Source organism: Nocardioides antri, from assembly GCF_008373765.1.
Lineage (GTDB): Bacteria > Actinomycetota > Actinomycetes > Propionibacteriales > Nocardioidaceae > Nocardioides > Nocardioides antri.
This window is the reverse complement of record NZ_VUJW01000013.1, coordinates 59702-84039: the sequence shown is the minus strand read 5'-3', so window position 1 is coordinate 84039 and position 24338 is coordinate 59702. Positions and strand designations below refer to the sequence as shown.

Below are 24338 nucleotides of genomic sequence, written 5' to 3'. Positions count from 1 at the left end.
TGTCTTAGAGCTCGCTTCCGAAAGCGGTGGTGAAGCGGACGTCGCCCTCGAAGAGGGCGCGCAGGTCGGACAGGCCGTGGCGGAACATCAGCGTCCGGTCGATGCCCATGCCGAAGGCGAAGCCGGTGTAGCGCTCGGCGTCGACGCCGCACGCCGTCAGCACCCGCGGGTTCACGACGCCGCAGCCGCCCCACTCGATCCAGCCCTCGCCCCTGCAGGTGCGGCAGGGCGCCCCGGAGTCGCCGCTGCCGACGCCGCGGCAGACGAAGCACTTGAGGTCGACCTCGGCCGACGGCTCGGTGAAGGGGAAGTACGACGGCCGGAACCGGGTCGTGATGCCCTCGCCGAACATCTGGGCGGCGAAGTGGTCGAGGGTGCCCTTCAGGTGGGCCATCGTGATGCCCTCGTCGACGGCCAGGCCCTCGACCTGGTGGAACATCGGACTGTGGGTGGCGTCGTACTCGTCGGTGCGGAACACCCGGCCGGGGCACACGACGTAGATCGGCGGCTCCTGGGACAGCATCGTCCGGGCCTGCACCGGTGAGGTGTGGGTGCGCAGGACGACGCCGCTCTCGGCGTCCCCCTCCCCTGCGGTCCAGAACGTGTCCTGCATGGTGCGGGCCGGGTGGTCGGGGCCGAGGTTGAGCGCGTCGAAGTTGAGCCACTCGGCCTCGATGACCGGGCCCTCGGCGACCTCCCAGCCCATCGCGACGAAGATGTCGGCGATCAGCTCGGAGCCGGTCGTGATCGGGTGGCGGGCGCCGGCCGGCATCCGGTCGGTCGGGAGGGTCACGTCGACGGTCTCCTCGACCAGGATCCGCGCCTCGTGCTCGGCCTCGAGCACCTGCTGGCGGGCGGCGAGCGCCTTGCTGACGGCACCGCGCGCCTGCCCGACCCGCTGTCCCGCCTCCTTCCGCGCCTGGGGCGGCAGCGCCCCGATCTCACGATTGGCCAGGGCGAGCGGCGAGCGGTCGCCCGCGTGCTCGGTCCGCACCCGCTTCAGCTCCTCGAGGTCGGCAGCCGCCGCGATCGCGGCGAGCGCCGCGTCGCGGGCCGCGTCGACCTCCTCCGGCTGCACAGCGGCAACCTCGACAGGGTCGTAATCGGTGTTGGGTCCGGACACGGGCGTCAGTCTAGGAACCGACGGTCCCCCACAGCGAACCGGTTAAGCCTGGTGGACGGGCCAGGTCGTCGTCACGACGGCGCCGCCCCCGGGCCGGTCGTCGATCGTCACGGTGCCGCCGTGTGCCTTGACGAGCCCGTTGACGATGTAGAGGCCGAGCCCGGACCCGCCGCCGGAGCTCGCCGTCCAGAACTTGGTGAACACCCGCTGCCGCAGCTCCGGCGGGATCCCTTCGCCCCGGTCGACGACCGCCACCGCGACCAGCGACGGGTCGGTCGGGTCCAGGGCGACCTCGACGTCCACGTCCCCGTCGCCGTGGCGCACGGCGTTCTCGACCAGGTTCGTCATGACCTGGATGACCTTGTCCGGGTCGGCCACCACCCGCGGGACCTCCTGCGCCTCGAAGACGATCCGACGCGCCGTGGCGTGCTGGACCGAGGCCACCACCTGCTCGCAGAGCGCGACCAGGTCGCAGGGCCGCGGGTGGACCTGCAGCCGCCCGGTGTCGATCCGGGCGACGTCGAGGAGCTCGGCGATGAGCCGGGTCAGCCGGTCCGCGTCGGCGGCGACCGTCGTCAGCATCAGCTTCTTCTGGTCGTCGTTGAGCTTGTCCCAGCGGTTCAGCAGGGCGTGCACGAACCCGCGGACGCCGGTCAGCGGTGAGCGCAGCTCGTGGGCGACGGTCGCGACCAGGTCGGAGCGCTCGCGGTCGAGCCGGGCCCGCCAGCGGCCGGAGCGGATGGTCACCGCGACCCCGTCGACCGGCTCACCGCGACCGGCCCGGTGCAGCTTCGCCGCGACCAGGACCTCGGTGCCGTCGGGGAGCAGCCAGGACTGCTCGGGGACGGCCTTCCGCGTCGAGAGGCCGCCGTACGGGTCGTTGGCCGTCACCCAGTCGTTGCCGTCGATGTCGCTGAGGGCGAGCACCTCGCCGAGCGGGAGTCCCTCTCCGCTGCCGTCGATCCGCAGCATCCGGCGCGCCTCGACGTTGGTCAGCTCCACCCGCCTGTCGGCGCCGGCGATCACCACGCCGTCGGGCATGGCGTCGATCGCGCGCTGCGGCATAGGGCGAACCTAGCGCCGGGTGCGCGCCGAGGCGTAGAGGCAGACCGCGGCGGCGGTGGCGAGATTGAGGCTCTCGGCGCGGCCGTGGATCGGGATCCGGACGCGGTGGTCGGCCAGCGCGGCGAGCTCGTCGGGCAGGCCCCAGGCCTCGTTGCCGAACAGCCAGGCGGTCCGCCGGGCGAGCAGCGCGTCGGCCTCGAACAGGTCGACCTCTCCCCCGCCGTCGGCGGCCAGCACGACGAACCCCGCCTCCTGCGCAGCGCGTACGGCGGCAGCCGGGTCGCGCTCGATCGCGAACGGGACGTGGAAGAGACTGCCCACGCTCGCGCGGACGGTCTTGGGGTTCGACGGGTCGACCGCGTCGCCGGCGAAGACGACGCCGTCGGCACCGGCTGCGTCGGCACAGCGGACCACCGTGCCCGCGTTGCCAGGGTCCCGGACGTCGGCGCAGATCGCGACCAGGTCGCCGCCGAGCACCTCGGCGAGCGGGACGTCGAGCTGGCGGCAGACCGCCACGACGCCGGCGGGGGTGACCGCGTCGGACAGGGAGGCCAGGGCACGGTCGTCGACCAGCGTGACGTCGACGTCGGCCAGGAGGTCGACGTACTGCTCCCGGGCCGAGGGCGTCGCGAAGACCTCGACGACACGGGCGGGCACCTCGAGGGCGCCCTCGACGGCCTTCGGGCCGTCAGCGAGGAAGAGCCGCCGCTCGGTTCGCACCGAGCGGCGGCTCAACTTCCGTGCCTCCTTCACGCGAGCGTTGCTCGCGGACAGAGGGGTCATATGCGATTCAGGCCGAGGCCTGGGCCGGGGCGTTGACGTCCTCCGGCAGCGCGGCCTTCGCCTGGGCGACGATCGCCGAGAAGGCGGCCGGGTCGTTGACCGCGAGGTCCGCGAGGATCTTGCGGTCGACCTCGATGCCGGCCAGGTTGAGCCCCTGGATGAACCGGTTGTAGGTCATGCCCTCCGCGCGGGCGGCCGCGTTGATCCGCTGGATCCACAGGCGGCGGAAGTTGCCCTTGTTCTTCTTCCGGTCGTTGTAGCTGTAGACCAGCGAGTGGGTGACCTGCTCCTTGGCCTTGCGGTAGAGGCGCGAGCGCTGGCCGCGGTAGCCGCTGGCCCGCTCGAGGGTCGTCCGGCGCTTCTTCGCCGCGTTCACTGCGCGCTTGACGCGTGCCATCTTCTTACTCCTTGTTTCGGTGCTCGGTCGCTGCGTGGCCGGGTCAGAGCCCGAGCATCTTCTTCGCGCGCGGGACGTCGTTCTTGGCGACCTCGGTGGTGCCGGTCATCCGACGGGTCACCTTGGACGGCTTCTTCTCCAGGTTGTGGCGCTTGCCGGCCTTCTCCCGGAGGATCTTGCCGCTGCCGGTCACCCGGAACCGCTTGCTGGCACCGGAGTGCGTCTTGTTCTTCGGCATCTCTTCTTCTCTTCTCTACAGGTCGATGTCGGGGTCGAGGGCCTCGTTCGCGCGCTTCTGCTTCTTCTGCGCGGAGGGTTGGTGGCTGATGCGCTCGGCGTGCTCGGCGGCCTTCTCGGCGGCGAGCTCGGCGGCGGCCTCCTGCTTGGCGGCCTTCACCTCGGCCTTGGCCTCGGCCTTCTTCTTGTGCGGGCCCAGGACCATGATCATGTTGCGGCCGTCCTGCTTGGGCGACGACTCGACGAAGCCCAGCTCCTCGACGTCCTCGGCCAGTTTCTGCAGCAGCCGGAACCCGAGCTCGGGCCGGTGCTGCTCGCGACCGCGGAACATGATCGTGATCTTGACCTTGTCGCCTGCCTTGAGGAACCGCACGACGTGACCCTTCTTGGTCTCGTAGTCGTGCTGGTCGATCTTCGGCCGGAGCTTCATCTCCTTGATGATGACGTTGGTCTGGTTCCGTCGTGCTTCACGGGCCTTCTGGGCGTTCTCATACTTGAACTTCCCGTAGTCCATGAGCTTGCAGACGGGCGGCTTGCCCATCGGAGCGATCTCGACGAGATCCAGGTCGGCCTCCTGGGCCAGCTTGAGCGCCTGGTCGGTCGGGACGATCCCGACGGTCTCGCCGTTGGGTCCCACGAGTCGGACCTCGGGTACCCGGATCCGCTCGTTGATACGCAGCTCGGTGCTGATGTGTCCTCCAGTGTTGTCGGTGCCGGGAGCGATCCCGCCTCGAAAAGCAGATAAGGCTTCCGCTTGTCCAAGCGGAAGCCAGTCGCAACCCCGTCGCCGTACGCTCACGCGTATGACCGGGTCTCACGGACCGGACCCGACGACCTGTTGTGCTGGGCGGCCGATGCGGGTGGGAGACGTTGATGCTGCTGGTCCCCGCTTGTGGATCTGCCACCCCCTAGCTGTCGGCGCAGGGGTGATCGATCGGTCAACGCGGGATATTACCCGAGTTGTTCCCCGTGGCGCGAATCTCAGCGCGCGCCTGCCCACGCCCAGCCGCCGTCGGGCAGGCGGACCGGCCGCCACCCGGCGGCCAGTCGCTGGAGGTCGTCGCCGGCGACCGTGAAGGCGTGCGCGCTGCCGACGTCGACGGCGAGCGCGTCCGCGCCCTCCTGCACGGCGGTGGCAGCCGCGAGCGGGGCCGCCACGGGGACCGGCCGCGCCTCCGGGTCCCACCCGCGCATCGCCGTGGTGCTGGAGAACGCCAGCAGAGCCCTCCGGCCGTCGGCCCCGGTCAGCAGGACGGTTGCCATGTCGCTCGACTTGTCGTGAGCAAGGCCGGCGTCGTCGTACCCCACCTCGCCGAGGAGTGCGACCACCGGCACCAGGAGCCGCGCGCGGGCGAGCGCCGCCAGCACCTGTGGGTACGACGCCGCGCCCTCCGCCCACTCCGTGAGCGCCGCGAGCAGCCCCTCGTCGGCACTGCCGTCGTCGTCGACGTACGGCGAGCCCTCGATCAGGCGCTGCTGCGGGTGCGGCTCGGTCACCGGACCATCGTCCCAGAGCCCGTGTCGCGCGCCCGCATCCCCGTCGCCTGCGTGAAACGATGAGCCGGTGCCGTCCGACTCGATCTCGCGCAACCGTCTCGCCGCCCGGCTCGACACGGCGGTCCGCGACCACGACGAGCCGATCTCCCCGCCGGTCTTCGTCGTCGACGTCGACGCCTTCGACGCGAACGCCGCCGACCTGGTGAAACGGGCCGGCGGCAAGCCGATCCGGGTGGCCTCGAAGTCGGTCCGGGTCCCGGCGTTGATCCGGCGGGCCCTGTCCCACGAGGGCTTCCGCGGCGTCCTCGCCTACACGCTCGCCGAGGCGCTCTGGCTCGAGGAGCAGGACGTCAGCGACGACATTCTGGTCGCCTACCCGACCGTCGACCGCCTCGCCCTGGGCGCGCTGATCGCGTCGCCGCGGGCCGCCTCCCGGATCACGCTGATGATCGACGACGTCGCCCACCTCGACGTGGTCGACGCGCTGCGGGCGTCCACCGCCGTCCCGGTGCGCGTCGCGATCGACGTCGACGCCGGGCTGGTGGTCGGCGGCCGGCACGTCGGCCCCAAGCGGTCGCCGTTGTACGACGCGCAGGACGTGGTCGCCCTCGCGCGGACCGTCGGCGCCCGGCCCGGCTTCCACCTCGCCGGGGTGATGACCTACGAGGGCCAGGTCGCCGGGGTGCCCGACGCGGTCCCCCACCAGCGGACGAGGTCGCTGGTCGTCCGCCGGCTCAAGGACGCGTCGGTCTCCCAGCTGCGGGCGCGCCGCGCCGCGATCGCCGAGGCGCTGCGGTCGGTGACCGAGATCGGGTTCTGGAACGCCGGCGGCTCCGGCTCGCTGGAGTCCTCGACCGCGGACCCGGTCGTCACGGAGCTGACCGCAGGATCCGGGCTGCTGGTGCCCGCCCTCTTCGACCACTACCAGGCGTTCGAGCCTCGTCAGGCGTCGTTCTACGGACTCCCGGTCACCCGCCGTCCGTCGCCGGAGATCGCAACCGTCCATGGAGGGGGCCTGGTCGCGAGCGGGCCGTCGGGGGCCGACCGGCTACCGGTGCCGTGGGCACCCGCCGGGCTGCACCTGACCGGTCTCGAGGGCGCCGGCGAGGTGCAGACCCCGCTCACCGGCCATCCGGCGGCGCTGCTGCGGATCGGCGACCTGGTGTGGTTCCGGCACGCGAAGTCGGGCGAGCCGTTCGAGCACACCGCCACCGTCCACCTGCTCGCCGGCGACCGGTTCGTCGACAGCGTGCAGACCTACCGCGGGCATGGCCTCGCCTTCTGAGGAGGCCGAGCCCGCTGCCGTGCCCGAGGCGGCCGCCCGGCTCGTCCTCGACCTGGCTCTCAGCCGGCCCCCGACCCTCGGCCGGACCCGGCTCATCTCGGTCGACGGTCCCGCCGGCTCGGGGAAGTCGACCCTGGCGGCGGCGATCGCAGCGCTCGGATCGGGTGTCCACGTCGTCCACATGGACGACCTCTACGACGGCTGGGCCGGGCTCGGCTCCGTCTCCCGCCAGCTCAACACCCTGGTCCGACCGCTCGCGCTGGGCCGGGCGGGTTTCTACCGTCGCTACGACTGGCACCTCGGCGAGTTCGCGGAGACCGTCGACGTCGAGCCGCCACCCGTCCTCGTGCTCGAGGGCGTCGGCTCCGGGGCCGCCGAGCTGACCACCTTCATCACCGTCCTGGTCTGGGTGACCGCGCCCCGGGAGCTGCGCCGCGACCGCGGGCTCGCCCGGGACGGCGAGTCGTTCGCGCCGCAGTGGGACGGCTGGATGCGCCAGGAGGACACCCACTTCGCGCTGCAGCGCACCGCGGAGCGCGCCGACGTCGTGGTCGACGGCACCGGCGCCCGGCCGCCGGAGCTCCTCGACCGCGACTGAGTCCGGCTGGGAACCGTTTCCCAGGTTTGGTGGCGCTACCTGAGGCAAGGCGTCACCCTGGTAGGGGCGTGACGCATGGATGTGCGCCCGCGTGCTGATCAGGGAGGGGACAGCGGATGTCCGAGGCCGTGAAGTGCTATCGGGTCACGTGGGACGAAGAAGAGAGGATCGCTCGGACCGAGTGGCTACCGGGGGCCGTGTGCCGCCTGGAGGAGGCGCAGGCGGTGACCGACGCGATCCGGGACATGGGGCACGGGGCCGTGCCGCTGTACGTCGACATGCGCGGGATGGCGAAGCTGGAACGGTCGGCGCGCGAGCACTTCGTCTCCGACTCAGGCGGGGTGAAGGCGATTGCTCTTGTCGCCGGGTCTCCGGTGACCAAGATGATGGCGAACTTCTTCATCGGCATGCGTCGGATGTCCGTGCCGATCCAGATGTTCACCGACGAGGCCGCGGCAGTCACGTGGCTGCAGGACCATCGGTGACGGACAACGCACGCATCGAACGGGTCGTCGACTTGCTGGCGCGCCTGGCGTCGGGTGATCTCTCCGCCCGGGGGGTCAGGTCCGACAGCGACGACGACATCGACGCGACCATCGAGGGCATCAACATGCTCGCCGAGGAGCTGGAGGCCAGCCGGGACACGTTGGAGCAGCGGGTCCAGGAGCGGACCGCGGAGCTCGAGTCGGTCAACGCGAACGTCCTTCGGCTCGCTGAGCTGGGGAACCTGCTCGCTGCGTGCGAGACCGCCACTGAGGCCTTCGCAATGGTCGAGCACGGCCTGAAGACCATGTTCGACCACCTGTCCGGTGCGATGTACCTGTACCGGGCATCGCGCAACATCTTGGAGCTGCGCACATCGTGGGGTGAGGTGGACGCCACGGAGTCGATGAACCCACGCGACTGCTGGGGTCTGCGCCGGGGGCACAGCCACTTCGTGGAGATGGACAGCGCGACACTGTCGTGCGAGCACGTGAGCGAGCAGACCGGCGACTCGATCTGCATCCCGATGTCCGCGCACGGGGAGACACTGGGGATGTTGCACGTGATCGGGCATCGGACCAGCACGACCGGGATGGTGCCGTTCACTCCGCTCCAGCGCCAGCTCACGGTCCTGGTTGCCGAACAGGTCTCGCTGGCTTTCGCCAACATCGGTCTGCGGGAACGCCTCGGGATCCAGGCGCTACGCGACCCTCTGACCGGTTTGCGCAACCGTCGGTTCGCCGACGAGTGGATCCACCAAGAGGTGGCGCGCGGCGAGCGGAACGATCGCAGCCTCGGGGTGATCATGATCGACATCGACCACTTCAAGCGGGTCAACGACACCTACGGTCACGACGCCGGTGATGCGATGCTGAAGGCGATCGCCCAGATGCTCGAGCAGGCCCTGCGGCCCCAGGACCTCCCGTGCCGCTACGGAGGGGAGGAGTTCCTCGTCCTGGTGTCCGAGGTCGATGTGACCACGCTGCACGATCGGGCCGAGGAGCTGCGCCGGCAGGTGGAGGTCCTGAGCGTCGAGTTCCGCAGAACGACGCTGCCGCCGGTCACGATGTCGGCCGGGGTCGCGGTCTATCCCGAGCACGGCAAGACTGCCGGCGAGATCATCGAGGCGGCCGACGCAGCCCTGTACGCGGCGAAACGAGCCGGGCGCAACACGACGCGCATCGCCAGCTGACGAGCAATCCCGTCGACCAGCATGCCGCCGAGCTCACCCGCGACTGAGCAGCGCCCTCAGCTCGGCGAGCGCCACCTTCGCGCGGCCGCCGTCGGACCCGTGGATCCCCATCGCGGAGATGGTCGTGCCGTCGTCGAGGTCGAGGGTCGGCCACGGCGCGCCTTGCGGCATGTGGACGGCGACCACCTGCGCCCACTCCAGCTGCCGCTTCCGGTAGCCGTTGACGACGACGAGACCCGCCTCGGTGGCGGTGATCCGCGAGCGGGCCAGGCCGTTCATGAGGACGAGGCCGAGCCCGACGAAGAAGATGACCGTCGCCTTCTGGAGCCAGCTCACGGTGTCCTTGGTCTGCTGGTCGAAGCTGAACCACAACCACGCGAAGCCGCCGACGAGGACGACCCCGAAGATCACGGCCGCGATCCGTGGCCCCAGGGGCCGCCAGGTCCTTGGCAGGGCCGGTGGCGTCACAGCCGGCACGCGTGGATGTCGGTGAGCAGGATCGCCCGGGCACCGAGGTCGTAGAGCTCGTCCATGAGCCGCTGGGCGCCGGTCCGGGGCACCATCGCCCGGACGGCGACCCAGCCCTCGCGGTGCAGCGGCGAGACCGTCGGGCCCTCGAGCCCGGGGGTCAGCGCGACGGCGTCGTTCACCCGGGAGGCCTCGATGTCGTAGTCCATGAGCACGTAGCCGCGGGCCACCATCACGCCCTCGACCCGCCGCTTGAAGATGTCGAACGCGGGCGAGCCGTTGCCGGTCCGGGTGATGAGCACGGCCTCGGACTCGAGGATCGCCTCCCCGAAGACCTCGAGGCCCGCCCGGCGCAGCGTGCTGCCGGTCTCGACGACGTCGGCGATCACGTCCGCGACGCCGAGCTGGATGCTGGTCTCGACCGCGCCGTCGAGCCGGACGACGTGGGCCTCGATCCCGCGAGTGTCGAGGAAGCTCTGCACGATCCCGGTGTACGACGTCGCGATCCGCTTGCCCGCGAGCTGCGCCAGGTCGTCGTACGCCCCCTGGGGGCCGGCGAAGCGGAAGGTGCTGCGGCCGAACTCCAGCGGCATGACCTCCTCGGCCTTCGCCCCGGAGTCGAGCAGCAGGTCGCGGCCGGTGATGCCCACGTCGAGCGTGCCCTCACCGACGTAGAGCGCGATGTCGCGCGGACGCAGGTAGAAGAACTCGACGTCGTTCTCGGCGTCGACGAGCCGGAGCTCCTTGGAGTCCGTGCGCTGCCGGTAGCCCGACTCCTTGAGGATGTCGGTGGCGGCGGCGGAGAGCGCTCCCTTGTTGGGGATCGCGATCTTCAGGCTGGGCATTGCGTTCCTAGCTGGGCAGGGCCCTACAGGTGGGCGTAGACGTCGGACGGCTCGAGGCCGAGGGCGAGCATCAGGACCTGCGCGTGGTAGATCAGCTGGCTGATCTCCTCGGCCGCCCGGTCCTTGCTCTCATGCTCGGCCGCCATCCAGGACTCGGCAGCCTCCTCGACCAGCTTCTTGCCGATCTGGTGGACGCCGGCGTCCAGCGCCGCGACCGTTCCGGAACCGGCCGGCCGGGTCTGTGCCTTCTCGCTCAGCTCGGCCCACAGCTCCTCGAACGTCTTCACGGGAGACAAGGCTACGGCGTGTGGCGCTTGACCTTGCGCAGGGTCTGGGCGGTGAGAAGCGCGGCGGACGCGGCCTCGTAGCCCTTGTCCTCCTTCGACCCGTCCAGCCCGGCCCGGTCTAACGCCTGCTGCTCGTCGTCGCAGGTGAGCACGCCGAAGCCGATCGCGACCTGGTGGTCGAGCGCCACCCGGGTGAGCCCGTCGGTCGCGGCGTTGCACACGTAGTCGAAGTGGGGCGTGCCGCCGCGGATGACGACGCCGAGGGCGATCACGGCGTCGTACTGCTGCGCGGCGAGGGCGGACGCCACGACCGGGAGCTCGAACGTGCCCGGCACGCGTACGACGACCGGCGCCTCGACGCGGTGGTCCTTGAAGGCACGCTCGGCGCCGGCCAGCAGGCCGTCCATCACCTGGGTGTGCCAACTGGCGGCGACGACCGCGACCCGTAGGTCGTGGCAGTCGGTCGGCTGTGCGTCGGGGGCTCCGTGGCCGGCCATCAGATCGCTCCTTCGGTCAGGTCGCCCGGAGTGCTGTGCGCGCCGAGCGGCGTCTCCAGGTCGGGGAGGTGGTGGCCCATCCGGTCCCGCTTGGTCAGCAGGTAGGCCAGGTTGTGGTCGTTGGGGTGCGGGGTCAGCGGCACCCGCTCGGCGACCTTGATGCCGTAGTCCTCGAGGTTGGTCACCTTGTCGGGGTTGTTGGTCAGCAGCCGCACCTCGCCGATGCCGAGGTCCCGGAGGATCTGCGTCGCCGCGCCGTAGTGGCGCGCGTCGGCCGGCAGGCCCAGGTCGAGGTTGGCGTCCACGGTGTCCCGGCCGCCGTCCTGGAGCTGGTAGGCCTGCAGCTTCGCCACGAGGCCGATCCCCCGGCCCTCGTGGCCGCGCAGGTAGACCACCACCCCGCGACCCTCGGCGACGATCCGGTCCATCGCCTCGTTGAGCTGCGGGCCGCAGTCGCACCGACTGCTGCCGAACACGTCGCCGGTGAGGCACTCCGAGTGCACCCGGGTCAGGACAGGCTCGCCGTCGGTCAGGGTCGTCGGGTCGCCGTACACCAGCGCGACGTGCTCGCTGCCGTCGACGGTGATGGTGTAGCCGTAGGCCGTGAAGTCGCCGTGGCTGGTGGGAAGCCGCGTCTCCGCCTCGCGGATGACGTGGAGCTCGGTGCGGCGGCGGTACTTCACGAGCTCCTCGATCGAGATCATCGCCAGGTCGTGCTCGTCCGCGAACTCCCGCAGCTCCGGCGCGCGCTTCATCGTGCCGTCGTCGTTGACGACCTCGACGAGCACGCCGGCCGGCGTCAGGCCGGCCAGCTTCGCCAGGTCGACGGCGGCCTCGGTGTGACCGCGCCGGACCAGCACGCCGCCCTCGCGGTAGCGCAGCGGGAAGACGTGCCCCGGCCGGGTGATCTCCCACGGCTCGGTCGCGGAGTCGGCGAGCACCCGCGCGGTGTGTGCGCGGTCGGCGGCCGAGATGCCGGTGGTGACACCGTCCCGGGCGTCGACCGAGATGGTGTACGCCGTCCGCATCTTGTCCTTGTTGTGCGGCGTCATGAGGGGGATCTCGAGCCGGTCCAGCATCGCTCCGGGCATCGGCACGCAGATCACGCCGCTGCTGTGGCGGATGGTGAACGCCATCAGCTCTGGCGTGGCCTTCGCCGCGGCGAAGATGATGTCGCCCTCGTTCTCCCGGTCCTCGTCGTCGACCACGACGACCGCCTTGCCGGCCGCGATGTCGGCGATCGCGCGCTCGACGGGGTCGAGCCTCACCTTGCCGCTGGGGGTGGTGTCACTCATTTCTGGATCAGCCTTTCGACGTGCTTGGCGATGATGTCCGCCTCGAGGTTCACCGGGTCGCCCGGCCGCTTGAAGCCGAGCGTGGTGCGGGCCAGGGTCTCGGGGATCAGCGAGACGACGAACGACTCGTCCTTGAGCTCGGCGACGGTGAGCGAGATCCCGTCCACCGTGATCGAGCCGTGCAGGACGACGTAGCGGCGGATCTGCTCCGGGAGGGCGACCTCGACCAGCTCCCAGTGCTCGCCGGGCGTGCGGTCGAGGATCGTGGCGGTGGTGTCGACGTGCCCCTGGACGATGTGACCGCCGAGCCGGGTCTGCGGCGTGCAGGCCCGCTCGAGGTTGACGCGGTGCCCGACGGCGAGCGCCCCGAGGGACGTCTTGTCGAGCGTCATCCGCATGACGTCAGCGGTGAACGTGCCGTCGCCGAGCCGGTCCAGCTCCGCCACGGTCAGGCAGCAGCCGTTGACGGAGATCGAGTCCCCCAGCTGTGCTCCCGTCGTCGCCAGCGCGCCTTCGACGGTCAGCCGGACGGCGTCCGACTGCTCCTCGAGCGCGGCGACCGTGCCGAGCTCCTCGACGATGCCGGTGAACATTCTCAATCTCCTCCTCGAGACCCGGGGCTCAGCGTGAGCCGGACGTTCGCCTCGCCGCCCTCGCCGACCACGGTGACGTCGGTGATCTCGAGCTGCAGGGCCTTGCTGATCGTGCGGATGCGGAGCGGCCCGACCGCCGGCTTGCCGGCGCCGAGCAGCATCGGGGCGACGTAGGTGACGACCTCGTCGATCACGCCCGCCTTGAGGAACGCGGCCGCGAGCGTCGGGCCGCCCTCGAAGAACACGTGGTGGCGGCCGTGGTCGCGGTAGAGGCTGGTGAGCGCCTCGAGCGGGTCGCGGGTGCGCAGGTGCACCGTCTCGGCGGCGTCGTCGAAGATGCGGCGGTCCGGGTCGAGGTCGCGCTCCCCCATGACCACGCGGAGCGGCTGGCTCGGCAGCGGCTCGTCGTCGGGATCGCGCACGGTCAGGTGCGGGTCGTCGACCTCCACCGTGTTGGTCCCGACCAGCATCGTGTCGCACAGGGCGCGCAGCACGTGGGTGTCGCGGCGGGCCGGGGGCGAGGACACCCAGCGGGACGTCCCGTCCGCGGCGGCGCTGCGACCGTCCAGCGTGGTGGCGAACTTCCAGGTGACGAACGGGCGCCCCTGCTCGTGCGCGAAGCTCCACGCCGGGTTGAGCGCGCGGGCGTCGTCGACGAGCAGGCCGTGCTCGACCTCGATGCCGGCCGCGGCCATCCGCTCGAGCCCGCCACCGGCGACCGGGTTGGGGTCGCGTTGCGCGACCACCACCTTGGCGACACCGGCCTCGATCAGCGCCTCGGAGCAGGGACCCGTACGTCCGGTGTGGTTGCAGGGCTCGAGGGTGACCACCGCGGTGGCACCCCGGGCGAGGTCACCGGCGGCCGTGAGTGCCTCGACCTCGGCGTGGGGGTTGCCCGCCCCGCGGTGGTAGCCCTCGCCGACGACCGTGCCGTCGGAAGCCAGCAGGACGCAGCCCACCCGCGGGTTCGGTCCCAGCGGGACACCCGGCGACGCCGCGATCTGCAGCGCGCGCTGCATCGCGTCGTACTCGAGGGCGAAGGTCTCCGCCACCACTGTCCTCTTCCCGTGTCCGTGCTTTCCTCTGCTCGGACTCCGGGGGTTCAGGGGGCGTACGACGTCGTGGTTCTACTGCCGACGCCGGCCGCTCGTGCGTGCGCTTCCCATCCGGACTTTGACCGTCGGTCCAGGATTTCCACCTGGTCAACCGATCACTGGCTGTGATCGGGTCGCGGACTGTTACCGCCGGCTCGGAGTTTCACCGACCCCAGAGCACGCGAGCTCTTGTGAGGACAATCGTCGCACAGGGCCCGGGTATTCCCGCAACGTGTCACTGGTCTCGGACAGCAGGTGTTTGCCGATCGCGGGATCGGCTCAGTCGCGGACGCTCTCGGCCCTGGCCCGCAACGCGGCCACCATCGCATCGGGGTCGTCGGCGGAGAAGACCGCGCTGCCGGCGACGAAGACGTCGGCACCCGCCTCGGCGCAGCGCTCGATGGTGTCGAGCGAGACGCCGCCGTCGACCTGGAGCCAGGTCTCGATGCCGTGCTTGTCCATCATGGCCCGGGCCCGGCGGATCTTCGGCAGGCAGAGGTCGAGGAAGCGCTGACCGCCGAAGCCGGGCTCGACGGTCATGATGAGCAGCATGTCGAGCTCGGGCAGCAGGTCCTCGTAGGGCTCGATCGGCGTCGCGGGCTTGAGCGCCATCGAGGCCCGGGCCCCCGCGGACCGGATCTCGCGCGCCAGCCGGACCGGAGCCCTGGCGGCCTCGACGTGGAAGGTGACCGAGGCGCAGCCGGCCTCGACGTACGCCGGCGCGTTGCGGTCGGCGTCGTCGATCATCAGGTGCGCGTCCAGCGGGGTGTCGGTGGACCGGGCCAGTGCCTCCACCATCGTCGGACCGAAGGTGAGGTTCGGGACGAAGTGGTTGTCCATCACGTCGACATGGATCCAGTCGGCGCCGGGAATGCGGCCGACCTCCTCGGCGAGCCGGCCGAAGTCGGCGTTGAGGATCGACGGCGTGATCTGGATGTGCCCCACGGGGCGCGAGTCTAGTGAGCGTCCTCGGCCTGGTCGGCCTCGGCCTCGTCGGCCCTGCCCTCCGCCTCGTCCCGGTCCGCCCACTCCAGGAGCGGGGCGATGTCGAAGACATGGTCGTCGATGTCCTCGTGGAGGTCGCCGATGTCGGCGAAGCGCTTCGGCACGGTCCGGATCGTGAAGTCGCGGGGGTCGGCGTCGTCGATCTCGTCCCAGCGGATCGGCGTGGAGACACGGGCGTCCGGCAGGCCACGGAGGGAGTACGCCGCGGCGATCGTGTGGTCGCGGGCGTTCTGGTTGTAGTCGACGAACACGTTCGCCGGGTCCCGGTCCTTCTTCCACCAGGTGGTGGTGACCAGGTCGGGGGCGCGCCGCTCGACCTCGCGCGCGAAGGCGAGGGCGGCACGTCGTACGACCTTGTGGTCGCCGTCGGGCCGGATCCGGACGTAGATGTGGAGGCCCTTGCTGCCGCTCGTCTTCGGGTAGCCGACCGCGCCCAGCTCGTCGAGGACCTCACGGGCGACGTGGGCGACCTTCCGGACCGAGGCGTACGGCGAGTCCGGGCCGGGGTCGAGGTCGATCCGCCACTCGTCCGGCTGCTCGGTCTGGCCGCGCCGGCTGTTCCAGGGGTGGAACTCGACCGTCGACATCTGGACCGCCCAGAGGACGGCACCCAGCTCGGTCACGCAGAGCTCGTCGGCGGTCCGGCCCCACCGGGGGAAGTACAGCTGCACGGTCTCGACCCAGTCCGGAGCGCCGGCAGGGAGCCGCTTCTGGTGCACCTTCTCCCCCGCCAGCCCCTTCGGGAAGCGGTGCAGCATGCACGGCCGCTCCCAGAGCGCGTTGACGATGCCGGGACCGACGGCCCGGTAGTACTCGACGACGTCGAGCTTCGTGGCGCCGATCTCCGGGAAGTACACGCGGTCGGGGTTGGTGACCCTGACGACCCGGTTGTCGACCTCGATCTCGGTTGCCGGGCTCGCCATGGGGCCGAGCCTATCGGCGTGCGTCTCCCGTCAGCGCCAGCCGAGGGCGGGCGCGACGTGGGTCAGGACCGACTCGAGGACGTGGGCGTTGTAGTCGACACCGAGCTGGTTGGGGACGGTGAGCAGGAGCGTGTCGGCGGCGGCGATCGCCTCGTCCTCCCGCAGCTGGTCCACGAGCACGTCCGGCTCGGCGGCGTACGAGCGTCCGAAGATGGCCCGCATGTTGTCGATGCTGCCGACCTGGTCGGAGGACCCGCGGTCGGCGCCGAAGTAGGCGTGGTCCAGGTCGCTCGTGAGGGCGAAGATGCTGCGGCTGACCGAGACCCGCGGCTCGCGCTCGTGGCCCGCCGCGCGCCAGGCGTCGCGGAAGGTCTCGATCTGCTTGCGCTGCTGGACGTGGAACGGCTCGCCGGACTCGTCCTCCTTGAGCGTGGAGCTCATCAGGTTCATGCCCAGCTCACCGGCCCACCGCGCCGTGGAGTCGGAGGCCGCGCCCCACCAGATCCGCTCGCGGAGCCCCTCGGAGTGCGGCTCGACCCGGAGCAGGCCGGGCGGGTTGGGGAACATCGGGCGCGGGTTGGGTTCGGCGAAGCCCTCTCCGCGCAGGACGTCCAGCAGGACCTGGGTGTGCCGGCGGGCCATGTCGGCCTCGGTCTCCCCTGCCGCGGGTGCGAACCCGAAGTAGCGCCAGCCGTCGACCACCTGCTCCGGTGAGCCGCGGCTGATGCCGAGCTGCAACCGCCCACCCGCGATCAGGTCCGCGGCGCCGGCGTCCTCGGCCATGTAGAGCGGGTTCTCGTAGCGCATGTCGATCACGCCGGTGCCGATCTCGATGCGGCTGGTCCGGGCGCCGATCGCCGCGAGCAGCGGGAACGGGCTCGCCAGCTGCCGGGCGAAGTGGTGCACCCGGAAGAAGGCGCCGTCGGCGCCCAGCTCCTCCGCGGCGACGGCGAGGTCGATCGACTGCAGGAGGACGTCCGCGGCGGTCCGGGCCTGGGACGCCGGGTTCGGCGTCCAGTGCCCGAAGGAGAGGAATCCGATCTTCTTCACGACTAGTTCAACGTTCAACCAGTCGCGGCATTCCCGGTGGTGCGTCGGAGGAGCGCGAGGAACATCGCATCGGTGCCGTGCCGGTGCGGCCAGAGCTGGGCGGTCCCCGGCGTGGGGCCGTCGTCGTCGGTCACCCCGGGCAGGAGCGGGCGGACGTCCTCGAGCCGGACCCCCGAGCCGCGGGCGAGGGTCGCGGACACCACGTCGCCGGTCTCGGCGCGCACCGGGGAGCAGGTCGCGTAGAGCACCACGCCGCCCGGGCGCACCAGGTCGAGCGCGCCGGCGAGCAGCCGGCGCTGGAGGAGGACCAGGGTGAGCAGGTCCTCCGGGCTGCGGCGCCACCGCGCCTCGGGACGGCGGCGGAGCGCGCCGAGGCCGGTGCAGGGGGCGTCGACGAGCACGCGGTCCGCCGTACCAGCGGCGAGCGGGGGCTGGGTGCCGTCGGCGGTGAGGACGCCGAGGACGCCCGGCGCGTCGGTGCCGACCGCCTTGCGGACCAGGCGAGCCCGGTGCTGGTGCTGCTCGATGGCGACCACCCGCGCACCGCGCTGGGCGGCGAGGGCTGCGAGCAGCGCCGTCTTGCCGCCGGGACCGGCGCACAGGTCGACCCAGAGCTCGTCGCTGCCCTCCAGCGGCGCCGTCGCGAGGGCGTGGGCGACCAGCTGGGATCCCTCGTCCTGGACGCCGGCCCGGCCTTCGGCGACTGCGGGGATGCGGGCGGGGTCGCCGCCCTCGAGCACCACGCCGTACGGCGAGTACGGCGTCGGCGTGCCCGGAAGCTCGGTCACCTCCGCCCGTCCGGGGCGCGCCACCAGCGTCACCTTGGGCGGGACGTTGTTGGCCGCGAGGAGCGCGTCGAGGTCGTCGTCCGGCGCGGCGACGTCGAGCAGGTCGACGACCCAGCGCGGGTGGCTGTGCTTGATCGCGAGATGGTCCATCCGCGCGTTCCGCGGGCCTTCCGGGCTCGGGGCGACCTCGGCGACCCACTCCTCCAGGTCACGGCGCCCGACCGAACGCAGCACCGCGTTGACGAAGCCCGCGGCGCCGGGACCGGCCTTGGCGTGGGCGAGGTCGACGGTGCTGCTGATCGCGGCATGGGCCGGCACCCGCATCGCCAGCAGCTGGTGACAGCCGAGGCGGAGGATGTCGAGGATCCCGAACTCCACGCGGCGCAGGGGCCGGTCGATGCAGGCCGCCAGGATCGCGTCGTAGGTACCCTGCCGGCGGATAGTGCCGGCCGCCAGCTCGGTCGCGAAGCCGGCGTCCCGGGTGTCGAGCCCGTGCTTGGCGACGACCGACGGCAGCACGAGGTTGGTGTAGGCGTCCTCGGTGCGAACCAGGCGCAGCACCTCGAGCGCCGCTGCGCGCGCAGGGTCGGCCGGGCGGGCCGGCGGCATCGGTCGGCGACGGCTCCGGGACTCCGGCATGGACCCGTCCCGCCCGCTCACGCGAACTTCGCGCCGTCGGCCAGCCGTGCCCCGCGCGCCCAGTCGGCGGCCGGCATCTGCTTCTTACCGAACGCCTTGACGTCGCCCAGCCGCAGCGGTTGGGTGGCCGTCCCGACCAGGACCTCGGACTTGCCGATGGCGAGCACGCCCGGCGCCAGGTCGGGCCCGTTGGCGATCGGCGTCACGGGCCCCAGCTTGACCCGGTCGCCGTCGAGCGTCGTCCACGCGCCGGGATCCGGGGTGCACGCACGGATCTGCCGGTCGGTCGCGATTGCGGGCTCGTTCCAGTCGATCCGCGCGTCGTCGACGGTGATCTTCGGAGCCAGCGAGACACCCTCCGCCGGCTGCTCCCTTGCCTCGAGCGAGCCGTCGGCGATGCCGTCGAGCGTCGCCACCAGCAGGCCGGCACCGCCCTCGGCCAGCCGTTGCAGGAGGTGGCCGGCGGTATCGGTCGGCCGGACGGTCTCCGTCATCACCCCGAAGACCGGACCGGCGTCGAGCGCCTCGACGATCCGGAAGGTCGTCGCACCGGTGATCTCGTCACCTGCCCAGATCGAGTGCTGGACCGGCGCCGCGCCCCGCCACGCGGGCAGCAGCGAGAAGTGCAGGTTGACCCATCCCTGAGGCGGGATGTCGAGGGCCGAGCGCGGGATGAGCGCGCCGTAGGCGACCACCGGGCAGCAGTCCGGCGCCAGGTCGCGCAGCGCCGCCTGGAAGGCGGGGTCGCGCGGGTGGTCCGGCTTGAGCACCGGCACGCCGAGCTCGGCCGCCCGGGCGGCGACCGGGCTCTCGGTGAGCCTCCGGCCCCGGCCGGACGGCGCGTCCGGACGGGTCACCACGCCGACCAGCTCGTGGGCGGACGCGGCGATCGCGTCGAGAGCGGGTACGGCGACCTCGGGCGTCCCGGCGAAGACGACCCTCATAGGCCGAAACCGCCGGTGGCGTGGGGCGAGACCTTGACCGTCGGCTGCTCGAGCCCGAACCACTCGGACTCCCGGATCTCCCGCATCGCGGCCTTGCGGGCGGCGTCGTCGAGCCGGTCGATGAACAGGACGCCGTCGAGGTGGTCGGTCTCGTGCTGGATCGCCCGGGCCAGGAGCTCGGAGCCCTCGATCCGCACGGGGTCGCCGTACATGTTGAAGCCGGTGGCGACGACCGACAGCGCTCGCACGCAGTCGTAGGTCAGCTCGGGCAGCGACAGGCAGCCCTCGGGGCCGTCCTGGAGCTCCTTCGACAGGTCGAGCGTCGGGTTGATCAGGTGCCCGACCTCGCCGTCGACGTACCACGTGAAGACCCGGAGGCCCACGCCGATCTGCGGCGCCGCGAGGCCCGCGCCGGGCGCGTCGAGCATGGTGTCGGTCAGGTCGTTGACCAGCTGGCGGAGCTCCGCGTCGAAGTCGACGACCTCGATGGCCCGCCGCCGGAGCACAGGATCGCCGAACAGGCGGATCGGTCGGATGGCCACGGGCCGAGTCTAGTGGGGCAGCCTGTCGCGGTCAGATCTCGAGGGGGTCGACCTGGACCCGCACCGGGTCGAGCTTGCGGGCCGAGCGCAGCCGCTGGAGCTCCCCCAGCGCGGCCGACAGCGCGGCGCCCTCCGCGCGCGGCACCCGGACCACGGCCCGCTCCTCCTCGTCACCGGAGCCGGGCAGCGGGGCGAGCGGGCCCAGCACGTCGCCGTGCTCGGGCAGGGCCAGCAGGGTGAGCGCGTCGTCGAGCGCCCCGGGCTCACCCCGGATCGTCGCCACCCGGGTCGCGGGCGGCAGCCGGGCCTCCCGTCGCTCGTCGGCCTCGCGGCCGGCGAACCCTGCCTGGTCCCAGCGCACCAGCGCCTGCAGCGCGGGCGTGGCCGGGTCGCCGCCGACGGCGAGGGCGCGGCCGCCCGGCCGCAGGAGCGCGACGGCGTTGGACCACCGGCGCAGGGCCTCCTCGGCCGCGCGCATGCTGTCGCGCGCGAGCAGCAGCCAGGCGTCGAGCAGCACGACGACGGCATAGCCCTCCTCCGCCACGGGCTCGGCGCCCGGCGTGGCGACGACGATCCGGCGCTCGGCATCGACGGTCGCGCGGACCCGGTCGCCGCTCGACGTGACCACCGGCACCGGTGCGAAGGCCCGCCCGAGCTCGTCGGCGGTGCGGGCGTCGCCGACGACCGGCGCCCGGAGACCCCGGCCACCGCACTCGGCGCACGCCCAGTCCGGCGACGCGGTGGCGCACCAGCGGCAGCGCGGCGGGGTCGTCGCTCCGGTCAGCTCCAGCGGGCCGGCGCACGCGGAGCAACGGGCCGGCGTGCGGCACCGGTCGCACGCCAGCCGGAGGACGTAGCCCGCCCGCGGGGTCTGCACGAGGACCGGCCCGCGCTCGAGGCCCCACCGGACGGCGTCGTGCGCCTCCGTGGGCACCCGACCGGCGCCGGCGAACGGATCGCGGAGCCGGGCCGCGCCTGCCACGGCGACCAGCGCGCGGTCCCGGATGGTCTCCCGCGGAGCCGCGATCTCCTTCGCCCACCCCGTCCGCAGCAGCTGCTCGGCCTCGACGCTGCGCGAGAAGCCCCCGACGAGGGCCGCACAGCCCTCGATCTCGGCGCGCTCCAGCAGCACCTCCCGGGTGTGGGGGTACGGCGCACGCGGCTCGGCGTGCAGGTCGTCGCCGTCGTCCCAGACGACGACGAGCCCGAGGTCGTGGACCGGGGCGAACGCCGCGGAGCGGGTGCCGACGACGATCTTGCGGGCACCCCGGCTCACCTGCAGGAAGTCGCGGTAGCGCGGCCCCGGCCCCGCCTCGGCCTGGAGGGTGACGTGCTGGTCGGGTCCGAGCAGCTCGCGGAGCGCGGCGTCGACCCGGGCGACGTCACGATGGTCGGGCACGCAGATGACCGTGCCGCGGCCGCCGGCCAGCGTGACCGCGGCCAGGTGGGCGAGGAGCAACGGCCAGTCCTCCCCCGGCGCCGCCGCCCAGACCGCCCGCGGCGACCCTCCCGTCCGCAGCCGGCGCCAGAACGCAGGAGCAGCGGGGTAGGCGTCCCAGAGCTCATCGCGGAGCTGCACGGTCCCCAGCGGCGCCGCCGGCGGGGACGGCTCCTTCTCCGTGGTCGCGTGGCGCGGTGGAACGGCGAGGCGGCGTACGTCGGCGCTCACCCCGGCGTAGCGCTCGGCGATTCGCCGGCACAGCTCGGCGACAGCCGGGGTCAGCACCGGCTCGGCGCTGACGAGCCGCCGGAGCGGAGCCAGCTGGCCGTCGTGGTCGCTGGCCGCGGCCCGCTCGACGACGTAGCCGTCGACGTCCTGACCGGCGAACCGCACCTTGACCCGCACGCCTGGCCGGACCTGGTCGGCCATCGACGCCGGCACGGCGTAGTCGAAGGTCCGGTCCAGGTGGGCCAGCGGCAGGTCGACGAGGACCCGCGCGACGGGGCCGACCTCGGCGATCTCGACCGGTGCGGCCTGCTTCGCGCGCCGCGCCCGGGCAGCCGCACCCGACCGACGAGAAGCCGCGCGGGCCAGCCCGGGGAGGGCGGCATCCGGCTCGTCGGCGGTCATGCCGGATGTCTACCAGTCATGCCAGACGCAACCGCGCCGCGGCCGTCCGGTTGTGGACGGCCGCGGCGCGGTGACAACGAGTGGCTCAGATGCCGGCGGCAGCCTTGAGCGCGTCGGCGCGGTCGGTGCGCTCCCAGGTGAACTCGGGCAGCTCGCGACCGAAGTGGCCGTAGGCGGCCGTCTTCGCATAGATCGGCCGGAGCAGGTCGAGGTCGCGCAGGATCGCGGCCGGGCGGAGGTCGAAGACCTCGAGCACGGCCTTCTGGATCTGCTCGTCCGGGACGACGCCGGTGCCGAAGGTCTCGACGAAGACGCCCACCGGGTGCGCCACGCCGATCGCGTAGGCCACCTGGACCTCGGCACGGCGGGCCAGGCCCGCGGCGACGATGTTCTTGGCGACCCAGCGCATGGCGTAGGCGGCGGAGCGGTCGACCTTCGACGGGTCCTTGCCGGAGAACGCACCTCCGCCGTGGCGGGCCATGCCGCCGTAGGTGTCGACGATGATCTTGCGACCGGTGAGGCCGGCGTCGCCCATCGGACCGCCGACCACGAAGCGGCCGGTCGGGTTGATGTAGAGCGTGTAGCCCTCCGAGGGGACGCTCGACGCGAACCGCTCGAGCACCGGCTCGATGACGTTGACCTGGATGTCCTTGGCCAGCTGGTCCTGGCTGACGTCCTCGGCGTGCTGGGTGGACAGCACGACGGCGTCGATGCGGACGGGGCGGTCGTCCTCGTCGTACTCGATCGTGACCTGGGTCTTGCCGTCGGGACGCAGGTAGGGCAGCGTCCCGTCCTTGCGGACCTCGGTGAGCCGCTCGGCCAGCGACTGCGCGATCTTGATCGGCAGCGGGAACAGCTCGGGCGTGTCGTCGCAGGCGTAGCCGAACATCAGGCCCTGGTCGCCGGCGCCCTGGCGGTCGAGCTCGTCGCCGGACCCGTCCACCCGCTCCTCGAAGGCGTCGTCGACGCCCTGCGCGATGTCGGCGGACTGCGAGCCGATCGCGACCTGCACGCCGCAGGAGTTGCCGTCGAAGCCCTTCTCCGAGGAGTCGTAGCCGATCTCGAGGATCTTCTGGCGCACCAGCTGGGCGACCGGGGCGTAGGCCGACGTGGTCACCTCGCCTGCGACGACGACGAGACCCGTGGTCAGGAGCGTCTCGACAGCGACCCGGCTCTTCGGGTCGTGCTCGAGCAGGTAGTCGAGCACGGTGTCGCTGATCTGGTCAGCGATCTTGTCGGGGTGCCCCTCAGTCACGGACTCAGAGGTGAAGAGGCGTCCAGCCACGTTGGTTTTCTCGCTTTCGCATCGGGCGTCTTACGGGGGCGATCAGGGCCGATTGCCGGTCCAACGATACGAGGACCGACGGGTGATGCGCGGCAATCTCACGCAGAGGGCAGGCGGGCGGCCACCTGGTCCCAGATCACGTGGGCGAGAGCTCCCTTGCTCCCGCGCGGTACGTCGACCGCGCTGCCGTCGGCGGCCAGGATAACCGCCTCGTTGTCGTCTGCCCCGAAAACCGCGCCACCGCTCACGTCGTTCACGACCAGCAGGTCGCACCCCTTGCGGGCGAGCTTGGCGCGGGCGAGGTCGAGGACGGACCCGCTGGCGTCGCCGGTCTCGGCGGCGAACCCGACGACGATCGTTCCCGGAGCCGGCCGGTTGCCGGAGATCTCCTTGAGGATGTCGGGGTTCTGCTCCAGCGAGATCACCGGCGCCGAGCCGTCGTCGGCCTTCTTGATCTTGGTGTCGGAGCGGTGCACCGGGCGGAAGTCGGCGGGTGCCGCTGCCATCACCACGGCGTCGGCGCCTGCGGCGGCCGTGAGTACGGCGTCGCGCAGCTCCGCCGTGGACTCCACGCGCACCACCTTCACGCCCGCCGGCTCGGGCAGGGTGACATTGGCCGCGACCAGGGTCACCTCGGCGCCCCGCGCGGCGGCGGCCCGAGCGAGGGCGTAGCCCTGCCGGCCCGAGGAACGGTTGCCGAGGAACCGGACGGGGTCGAGCTTCTCGCGGGTACCGCCGGCGGAGACGACGACGTGGCGGCCCGCCAGGTCGAGGACGCCGGTGCTCGTCGAGCCGGTCGAGGCCCGCTCGAGCACGTCGCGGCAGAGCTCGAAGATCTCGTCGGGATCCGGGAGCCGGCCCTTGCCGGTGTCGGCGCCGGTCAGCCGGCCCTCGGCCGGCTCGACGACCAGGACGCCGCGGGAGCGCAGCGTGGCGACGTTGGCCGCGGTCGCGGCGTGCTCCCACATCTCGGTGTGCATCGCCGGCGCCATCACGACCGGGCACCGGGCGGTGAGCAGGGTGTTGGTCAGCAGGTCGTCGGCCAGGCCGTGCGCGGCCTTGGCCAGCAGGTCGGCAGTAGCCGGGGCGACCACGACCAGGTCGGCCTGCTGGCCGATCCGGACGTGAGGCACCTCGTGGACGCCGGTCCAGACGTCGGTGGCGACCGGTTTGCCGGACAGCGCCGCCCAGGTCGCTGCACCGACGAACTCGAGCGCGGCCGCGGTCGGCACGACGGTCACGTCGTGGCCGGACTCGGTGAGCCGGCGCAGGAGCTCACAGGCCTTGTAGGCGGCGATGCCGCCCGAGACCCCGAGCACCACCTGAGGCCGCGCCCCCGATGTCATGGACAG

Annotated in this window: 27 protein-coding genes and 1 riboswitch; of the genes, 4 read left to right on the top strand and 23 right to left on the bottom strand. The window is 72.2% G+C overall.

Annotated features, from left to right (window positions below; all coding sequences use genetic code 11):
* Positions 1-4 precede the first annotated feature (4 nt).
* The 7 genes from pheS to F0U47_RS19530 form a co-directional block, all read right to left on the bottom strand.
* Positions 5-1123 (bottom strand): phenylalanine--tRNA ligase subunit alpha, encoded by a 1119-nt coding sequence (gene pheS, locus F0U47_RS19560; RefSeq protein WP_149752164.1) that lies wholly within the window; start codon positions 1121-1123, stop codon positions 5-7.
* Positions 1124-1165: 42 nt separating this feature from the next.
* Positions 1166-2188: a sensor histidine kinase gene (locus F0U47_RS19555; protein WP_149752163.1), complete on the bottom strand. Its 1023-nt coding sequence runs from the start codon at positions 2186-2188 to the stop codon at positions 1166-1168.
* Positions 2189-2197: 9 nt separating this feature from the next.
* Complete coding sequence (locus F0U47_RS19550) at positions 2198-2941, bottom strand: TrmH family RNA methyltransferase (protein ID WP_438362088.1); 744 nt, start codon at positions 2939-2941, stop codon at positions 2198-2200.
* A 37-nt stretch (positions 2942-2978) separates the two neighbouring features.
* The gene (rplT, locus tag F0U47_RS19545; protein ID WP_149752161.1) at positions 2979-3368 is read right to left on the bottom strand and encodes a 50S ribosomal protein L20; all 390 of its coding nucleotides are present in this window, start codon (positions 3366-3368) and stop codon (positions 2979-2981) included.
* Between the two features lie 43 nt (positions 3369-3411).
* On the bottom strand, positions 3412-3606 hold the full coding sequence (gene rpmI / locus F0U47_RS19540; RefSeq protein ID WP_149752160.1) for a 50S ribosomal protein L35: 195 nt from the start codon (positions 3604-3606) through the stop codon (positions 3412-3414).
* A gap of 15 nt (positions 3607-3621) precedes the next feature.
* Positions 3622-4242: a translation initiation factor IF-3 gene (infC, locus tag F0U47_RS19535; protein WP_438362087.1), complete on the bottom strand. Its 621-nt coding sequence runs from the start codon at positions 4240-4242 to the stop codon at positions 3622-3624.
* Between the two features lie 344 nt (positions 4243-4586).
* Complete coding sequence (locus tag F0U47_RS19530; RefSeq protein WP_149752159.1) at positions 4587-5102, bottom strand: SseB family protein; 516 nt, start codon at positions 5100-5102, stop codon at positions 4587-4589.
* Positions 5103-5169: 67 nt separating this feature from the next.
* Here F0U47_RS19530 and F0U47_RS19525 point away from each other — a divergent pair, with 67 nt between their 5' ends.
* From F0U47_RS19525 to F0U47_RS19510, 4 genes are all read left to right on the top strand, one after another.
* Entirely contained in the window at positions 5170-6387 is a 1218-nt protein-coding gene (locus F0U47_RS19525) for an amino acid deaminase/aldolase (RefSeq protein ID WP_149752158.1), read from the top strand.
* The gene (locus F0U47_RS19520) at positions 6371-6985 is read left to right on the top strand and encodes a nucleoside/nucleotide kinase family protein (protein WP_149752157.1); all 615 of its coding nucleotides are present in this window, start codon (positions 6371-6373) and stop codon (positions 6983-6985) included. The genes F0U47_RS19525 and F0U47_RS19520 overlap by 17 nt, the downstream gene beginning before the upstream one ends.
* A 116-nt stretch (positions 6986-7101) precedes the next feature.
* Complete coding sequence (locus F0U47_RS19515) at positions 7102-7470, top strand: SpoIIAA family protein (protein ID WP_149752156.1); 369 nt, start codon at positions 7102-7104, stop codon at positions 7468-7470.
* Complete coding sequence (locus tag F0U47_RS19510; RefSeq protein ID WP_149752155.1) at positions 7467-8660, top strand: sensor domain-containing diguanylate cyclase; 1194 nt, start codon at positions 7467-7469, stop codon at positions 8658-8660. Before F0U47_RS19515 ends, F0U47_RS19510 begins: the two co-directional genes overlap by 4 nt.
* Before the next feature lie 33 nt (positions 8661-8693).
* On the opposite strand, the gene F0U47_RS19505 is transcribed toward F0U47_RS19510, so the two are convergent.
* The 16 genes from F0U47_RS19505 to coaBC form a co-directional block, all read right to left on the bottom strand.
* Entirely contained in the window at positions 8694-9071 is a 378-nt protein-coding gene (locus tag F0U47_RS19505; RefSeq protein ID WP_246159704.1) for a PH domain-containing protein, read from the bottom strand.
* 53 nt (positions 9072-9124) lie between these two features.
* Complete coding sequence (gene hisG / locus F0U47_RS19500; protein ID WP_149752153.1) at positions 9125-9973, bottom strand: ATP phosphoribosyltransferase; 849 nt, start codon at positions 9971-9973, stop codon at positions 9125-9127.
* 23 nt (positions 9974-9996) lie between these two features.
* Positions 9997-10260, bottom strand: a complete 264-nt coding sequence (locus F0U47_RS19495; protein WP_149752152.1) for a phosphoribosyl-ATP diphosphatase — start codon at positions 10258-10260, stop codon at positions 9997-9999.
* Between the two features lie 11 nt (positions 10261-10271).
* The gene (gene ribH / locus F0U47_RS19490; RefSeq protein ID WP_149752151.1) at positions 10272-10757 is read right to left on the bottom strand and encodes a 6,7-dimethyl-8-ribityllumazine synthase; all 486 of its coding nucleotides are present in this window, start codon (positions 10755-10757) and stop codon (positions 10272-10274) included.
* Positions 10757-12052, bottom strand: a complete 1296-nt coding sequence (locus F0U47_RS19485; RefSeq protein ID WP_149752150.1) for a bifunctional 3,4-dihydroxy-2-butanone-4-phosphate synthase/GTP cyclohydrolase II — start codon at positions 12050-12052, stop codon at positions 10757-10759. Before F0U47_RS19485 ends, ribH begins: the two co-directional genes overlap by 1 nt.
* Positions 12049-12645 carry a riboflavin synthase gene (locus F0U47_RS19480; protein ID WP_149752149.1) on the bottom strand — a complete coding sequence of 199 codons (597 nt, stop codon included), beginning with the start codon at positions 12643-12645 and terminating at the stop codon, positions 12049-12051. The genes F0U47_RS19485 and F0U47_RS19480 overlap by 4 nt, the downstream gene beginning before the upstream one ends.
* A gap of 2 nt (positions 12646-12647) precedes the next feature.
* Complete coding sequence (gene ribD, locus F0U47_RS19475; protein ID WP_149752187.1) at positions 12648-13664, bottom strand: bifunctional diaminohydroxyphosphoribosylaminopyrimidine deaminase/5-amino-6-(5-phosphoribosylamino)uracil reductase RibD; 1017 nt, start codon at positions 13662-13664, stop codon at positions 12648-12650.
* 130 nt (positions 13665-13794) lie between these two features.
* Positions 13795-13924: riboswitch (FMN riboswitch) on the bottom strand.
* Between the two features lie 94 nt (positions 13925-14018).
* Complete coding sequence (rpe, locus tag F0U47_RS19470) at positions 14019-14684, bottom strand: ribulose-phosphate 3-epimerase (protein ID WP_149752148.1); 666 nt, start codon at positions 14682-14684, stop codon at positions 14019-14021.
* A gap of 11 nt (positions 14685-14695) precedes the next feature.
* A complete protein-coding gene (gene ligD, locus F0U47_RS19465; protein ID WP_149752147.1) occupies positions 14696-15667 on the bottom strand; it encodes a non-homologous end-joining DNA ligase in 972 nt (323 codons plus the stop codon).
* Positions 15668-15697: 30 nt separating this feature from the next.
* Positions 15698-16717 carry an LLM class flavin-dependent oxidoreductase gene (locus tag F0U47_RS19460; RefSeq protein ID WP_149752146.1) on the bottom strand — a complete coding sequence of 340 codons (1020 nt, stop codon included), beginning with the start codon at positions 16715-16717 and terminating at the stop codon, positions 15698-15700.
* A 14-nt stretch (positions 16718-16731) separates the two neighbouring features.
* Positions 16732-18144: an RsmB/NOP family class I SAM-dependent RNA methyltransferase gene (locus tag F0U47_RS19455; protein ID WP_149752145.1), complete on the bottom strand. Its 1413-nt coding sequence runs from the start codon at positions 18142-18144 to the stop codon at positions 16732-16734.
* A gap of 17 nt (positions 18145-18161) precedes the next feature.
* The gene (fmt, locus tag F0U47_RS19450) at positions 18162-19088 is read right to left on the bottom strand and encodes a methionyl-tRNA formyltransferase (RefSeq protein ID WP_149752144.1); all 927 of its coding nucleotides are present in this window, start codon (positions 19086-19088) and stop codon (positions 18162-18164) included.
* Positions 19085-19630 carry a peptide deformylase gene (gene def, locus F0U47_RS19445; protein WP_149752143.1) on the bottom strand — a complete coding sequence of 182 codons (546 nt, stop codon included), beginning with the start codon at positions 19628-19630 and terminating at the stop codon, positions 19085-19087. Before def ends, fmt begins: the two co-directional genes overlap by 4 nt.
* 31 nt (positions 19631-19661) lie before the next feature.
* On the bottom strand, positions 19662-21701 hold the full coding sequence (locus F0U47_RS19440) for a primosomal protein N' (RefSeq protein ID WP_149752142.1): 2040 nt from the start codon (positions 21699-21701) through the stop codon (positions 19662-19664).
* Positions 21702-21786: 85 nt separating this feature from the next.
* On the bottom strand, positions 21787-22986 hold the full coding sequence (gene metK, locus F0U47_RS19435; RefSeq protein ID WP_149752141.1) for a methionine adenosyltransferase: 1200 nt from the start codon (positions 22984-22986) through the stop codon (positions 21787-21789).
* Between the two features lie 98 nt (positions 22987-23084).
* Positions 23085-24332 (bottom strand): bifunctional phosphopantothenoylcysteine decarboxylase/phosphopantothenate--cysteine ligase CoaBC, encoded by a 1248-nt coding sequence (coaBC, locus tag F0U47_RS19430; RefSeq protein ID WP_149752140.1) that lies wholly within the window; start codon positions 24330-24332, stop codon positions 23085-23087.
* Between the last annotated feature and the right edge of the window lie 6 nt (positions 24333-24338).

Bases quoted from the DNA above. Each gene is read 5' to 3' on its own strand.
- F0U47_RS19555 (WP_149752163.1), bottom strand. From the start codon at position 2,188: ATGCCGCAGCGCGCGATCGACGCCATGCCCGACGGCGTGGTGATCGCC.
- rplT (WP_149752161.1), bottom strand. From the start codon at position 3,368: ATGGCACGCGTCAAGCGCGCAGTGAACGCGGCGAAGAAGCGCCGGACG.
- rpmI (WP_149752160.1), bottom strand. From the start codon at position 3,606: ATGCCGAAGAACAAGACGCACTCCGGTGCCAGCAAGCGGTTCCGGGTG.
- F0U47_RS19520 (WP_149752157.1), top strand. From the start codon at position 6,371: ATGGCCTCGCCTTCTGAGGAGGCCGAGCCCGCTGCCGTGCCCGAGGCG.
- F0U47_RS19515 (WP_149752156.1), top strand. From the start codon at position 7,102: ATGTCCGAGGCCGTGAAGTGCTATCGGGTCACGTGGGACGAAGAAGAG.
- hisG (WP_149752153.1), bottom strand. From the start codon at position 9,973: ATGCCCAGCCTGAAGATCGCGATCCCCAACAAGGGAGCGCTCTCCGCC.
- ribH (WP_149752151.1), bottom strand. From the start codon at position 10,757: ATGGCCGGCCACGGAGCCCCCGACGCACAGCCGACCGACTGCCACGAC.
- F0U47_RS19485 (WP_149752150.1), bottom strand. From the start codon at position 12,052: ATGAGTGACACCACCCCCAGCGGCAAGGTGAGGCTCGACCCCGTCGAG.
- F0U47_RS19480 (WP_149752149.1), bottom strand. From the start codon at position 12,645: ATGTTCACCGGCATCGTCGAGGAGCTCGGCACGGTCGCCGCGCTCGAG.
- ribD (WP_149752187.1), bottom strand. From the start codon at position 13,664: ATGCAGCGCGCGCTGCAGATCGCGGCGTCGCCGGGTGTCCCGCTGGGA.
- ligD (WP_149752147.1), bottom strand. From the start codon at position 15,667: ATGGCGAGCCCGGCAACCGAGATCGAGGTCGACAACCGGGTCGTCAGG.
- F0U47_RS19455 (WP_149752145.1), bottom strand. From the start codon at position 18,144: ATGCCGGAGTCCCGGAGCCGTCGCCGACCGATGCCGCCGGCCCGCCCG.
- fmt (WP_149752144.1), bottom strand. From the start codon at position 19,088: ATGAGGGTCGTCTTCGCCGGGACGCCCGAGGTCGCCGTACCCGCTCTC.
- F0U47_RS19440 (WP_149752142.1), bottom strand. From the start codon at position 21,701: ATGACCGCCGACGAGCCGGATGCCGCCCTCCCCGGGCTGGCCCGCGCG.
- coaBC (WP_149752140.1), bottom strand. From the start codon at position 24,332: ATGACATCGGGGGCGCGGCCTCAGGTGGTGCTCGGGGTCTCGGGCGGC.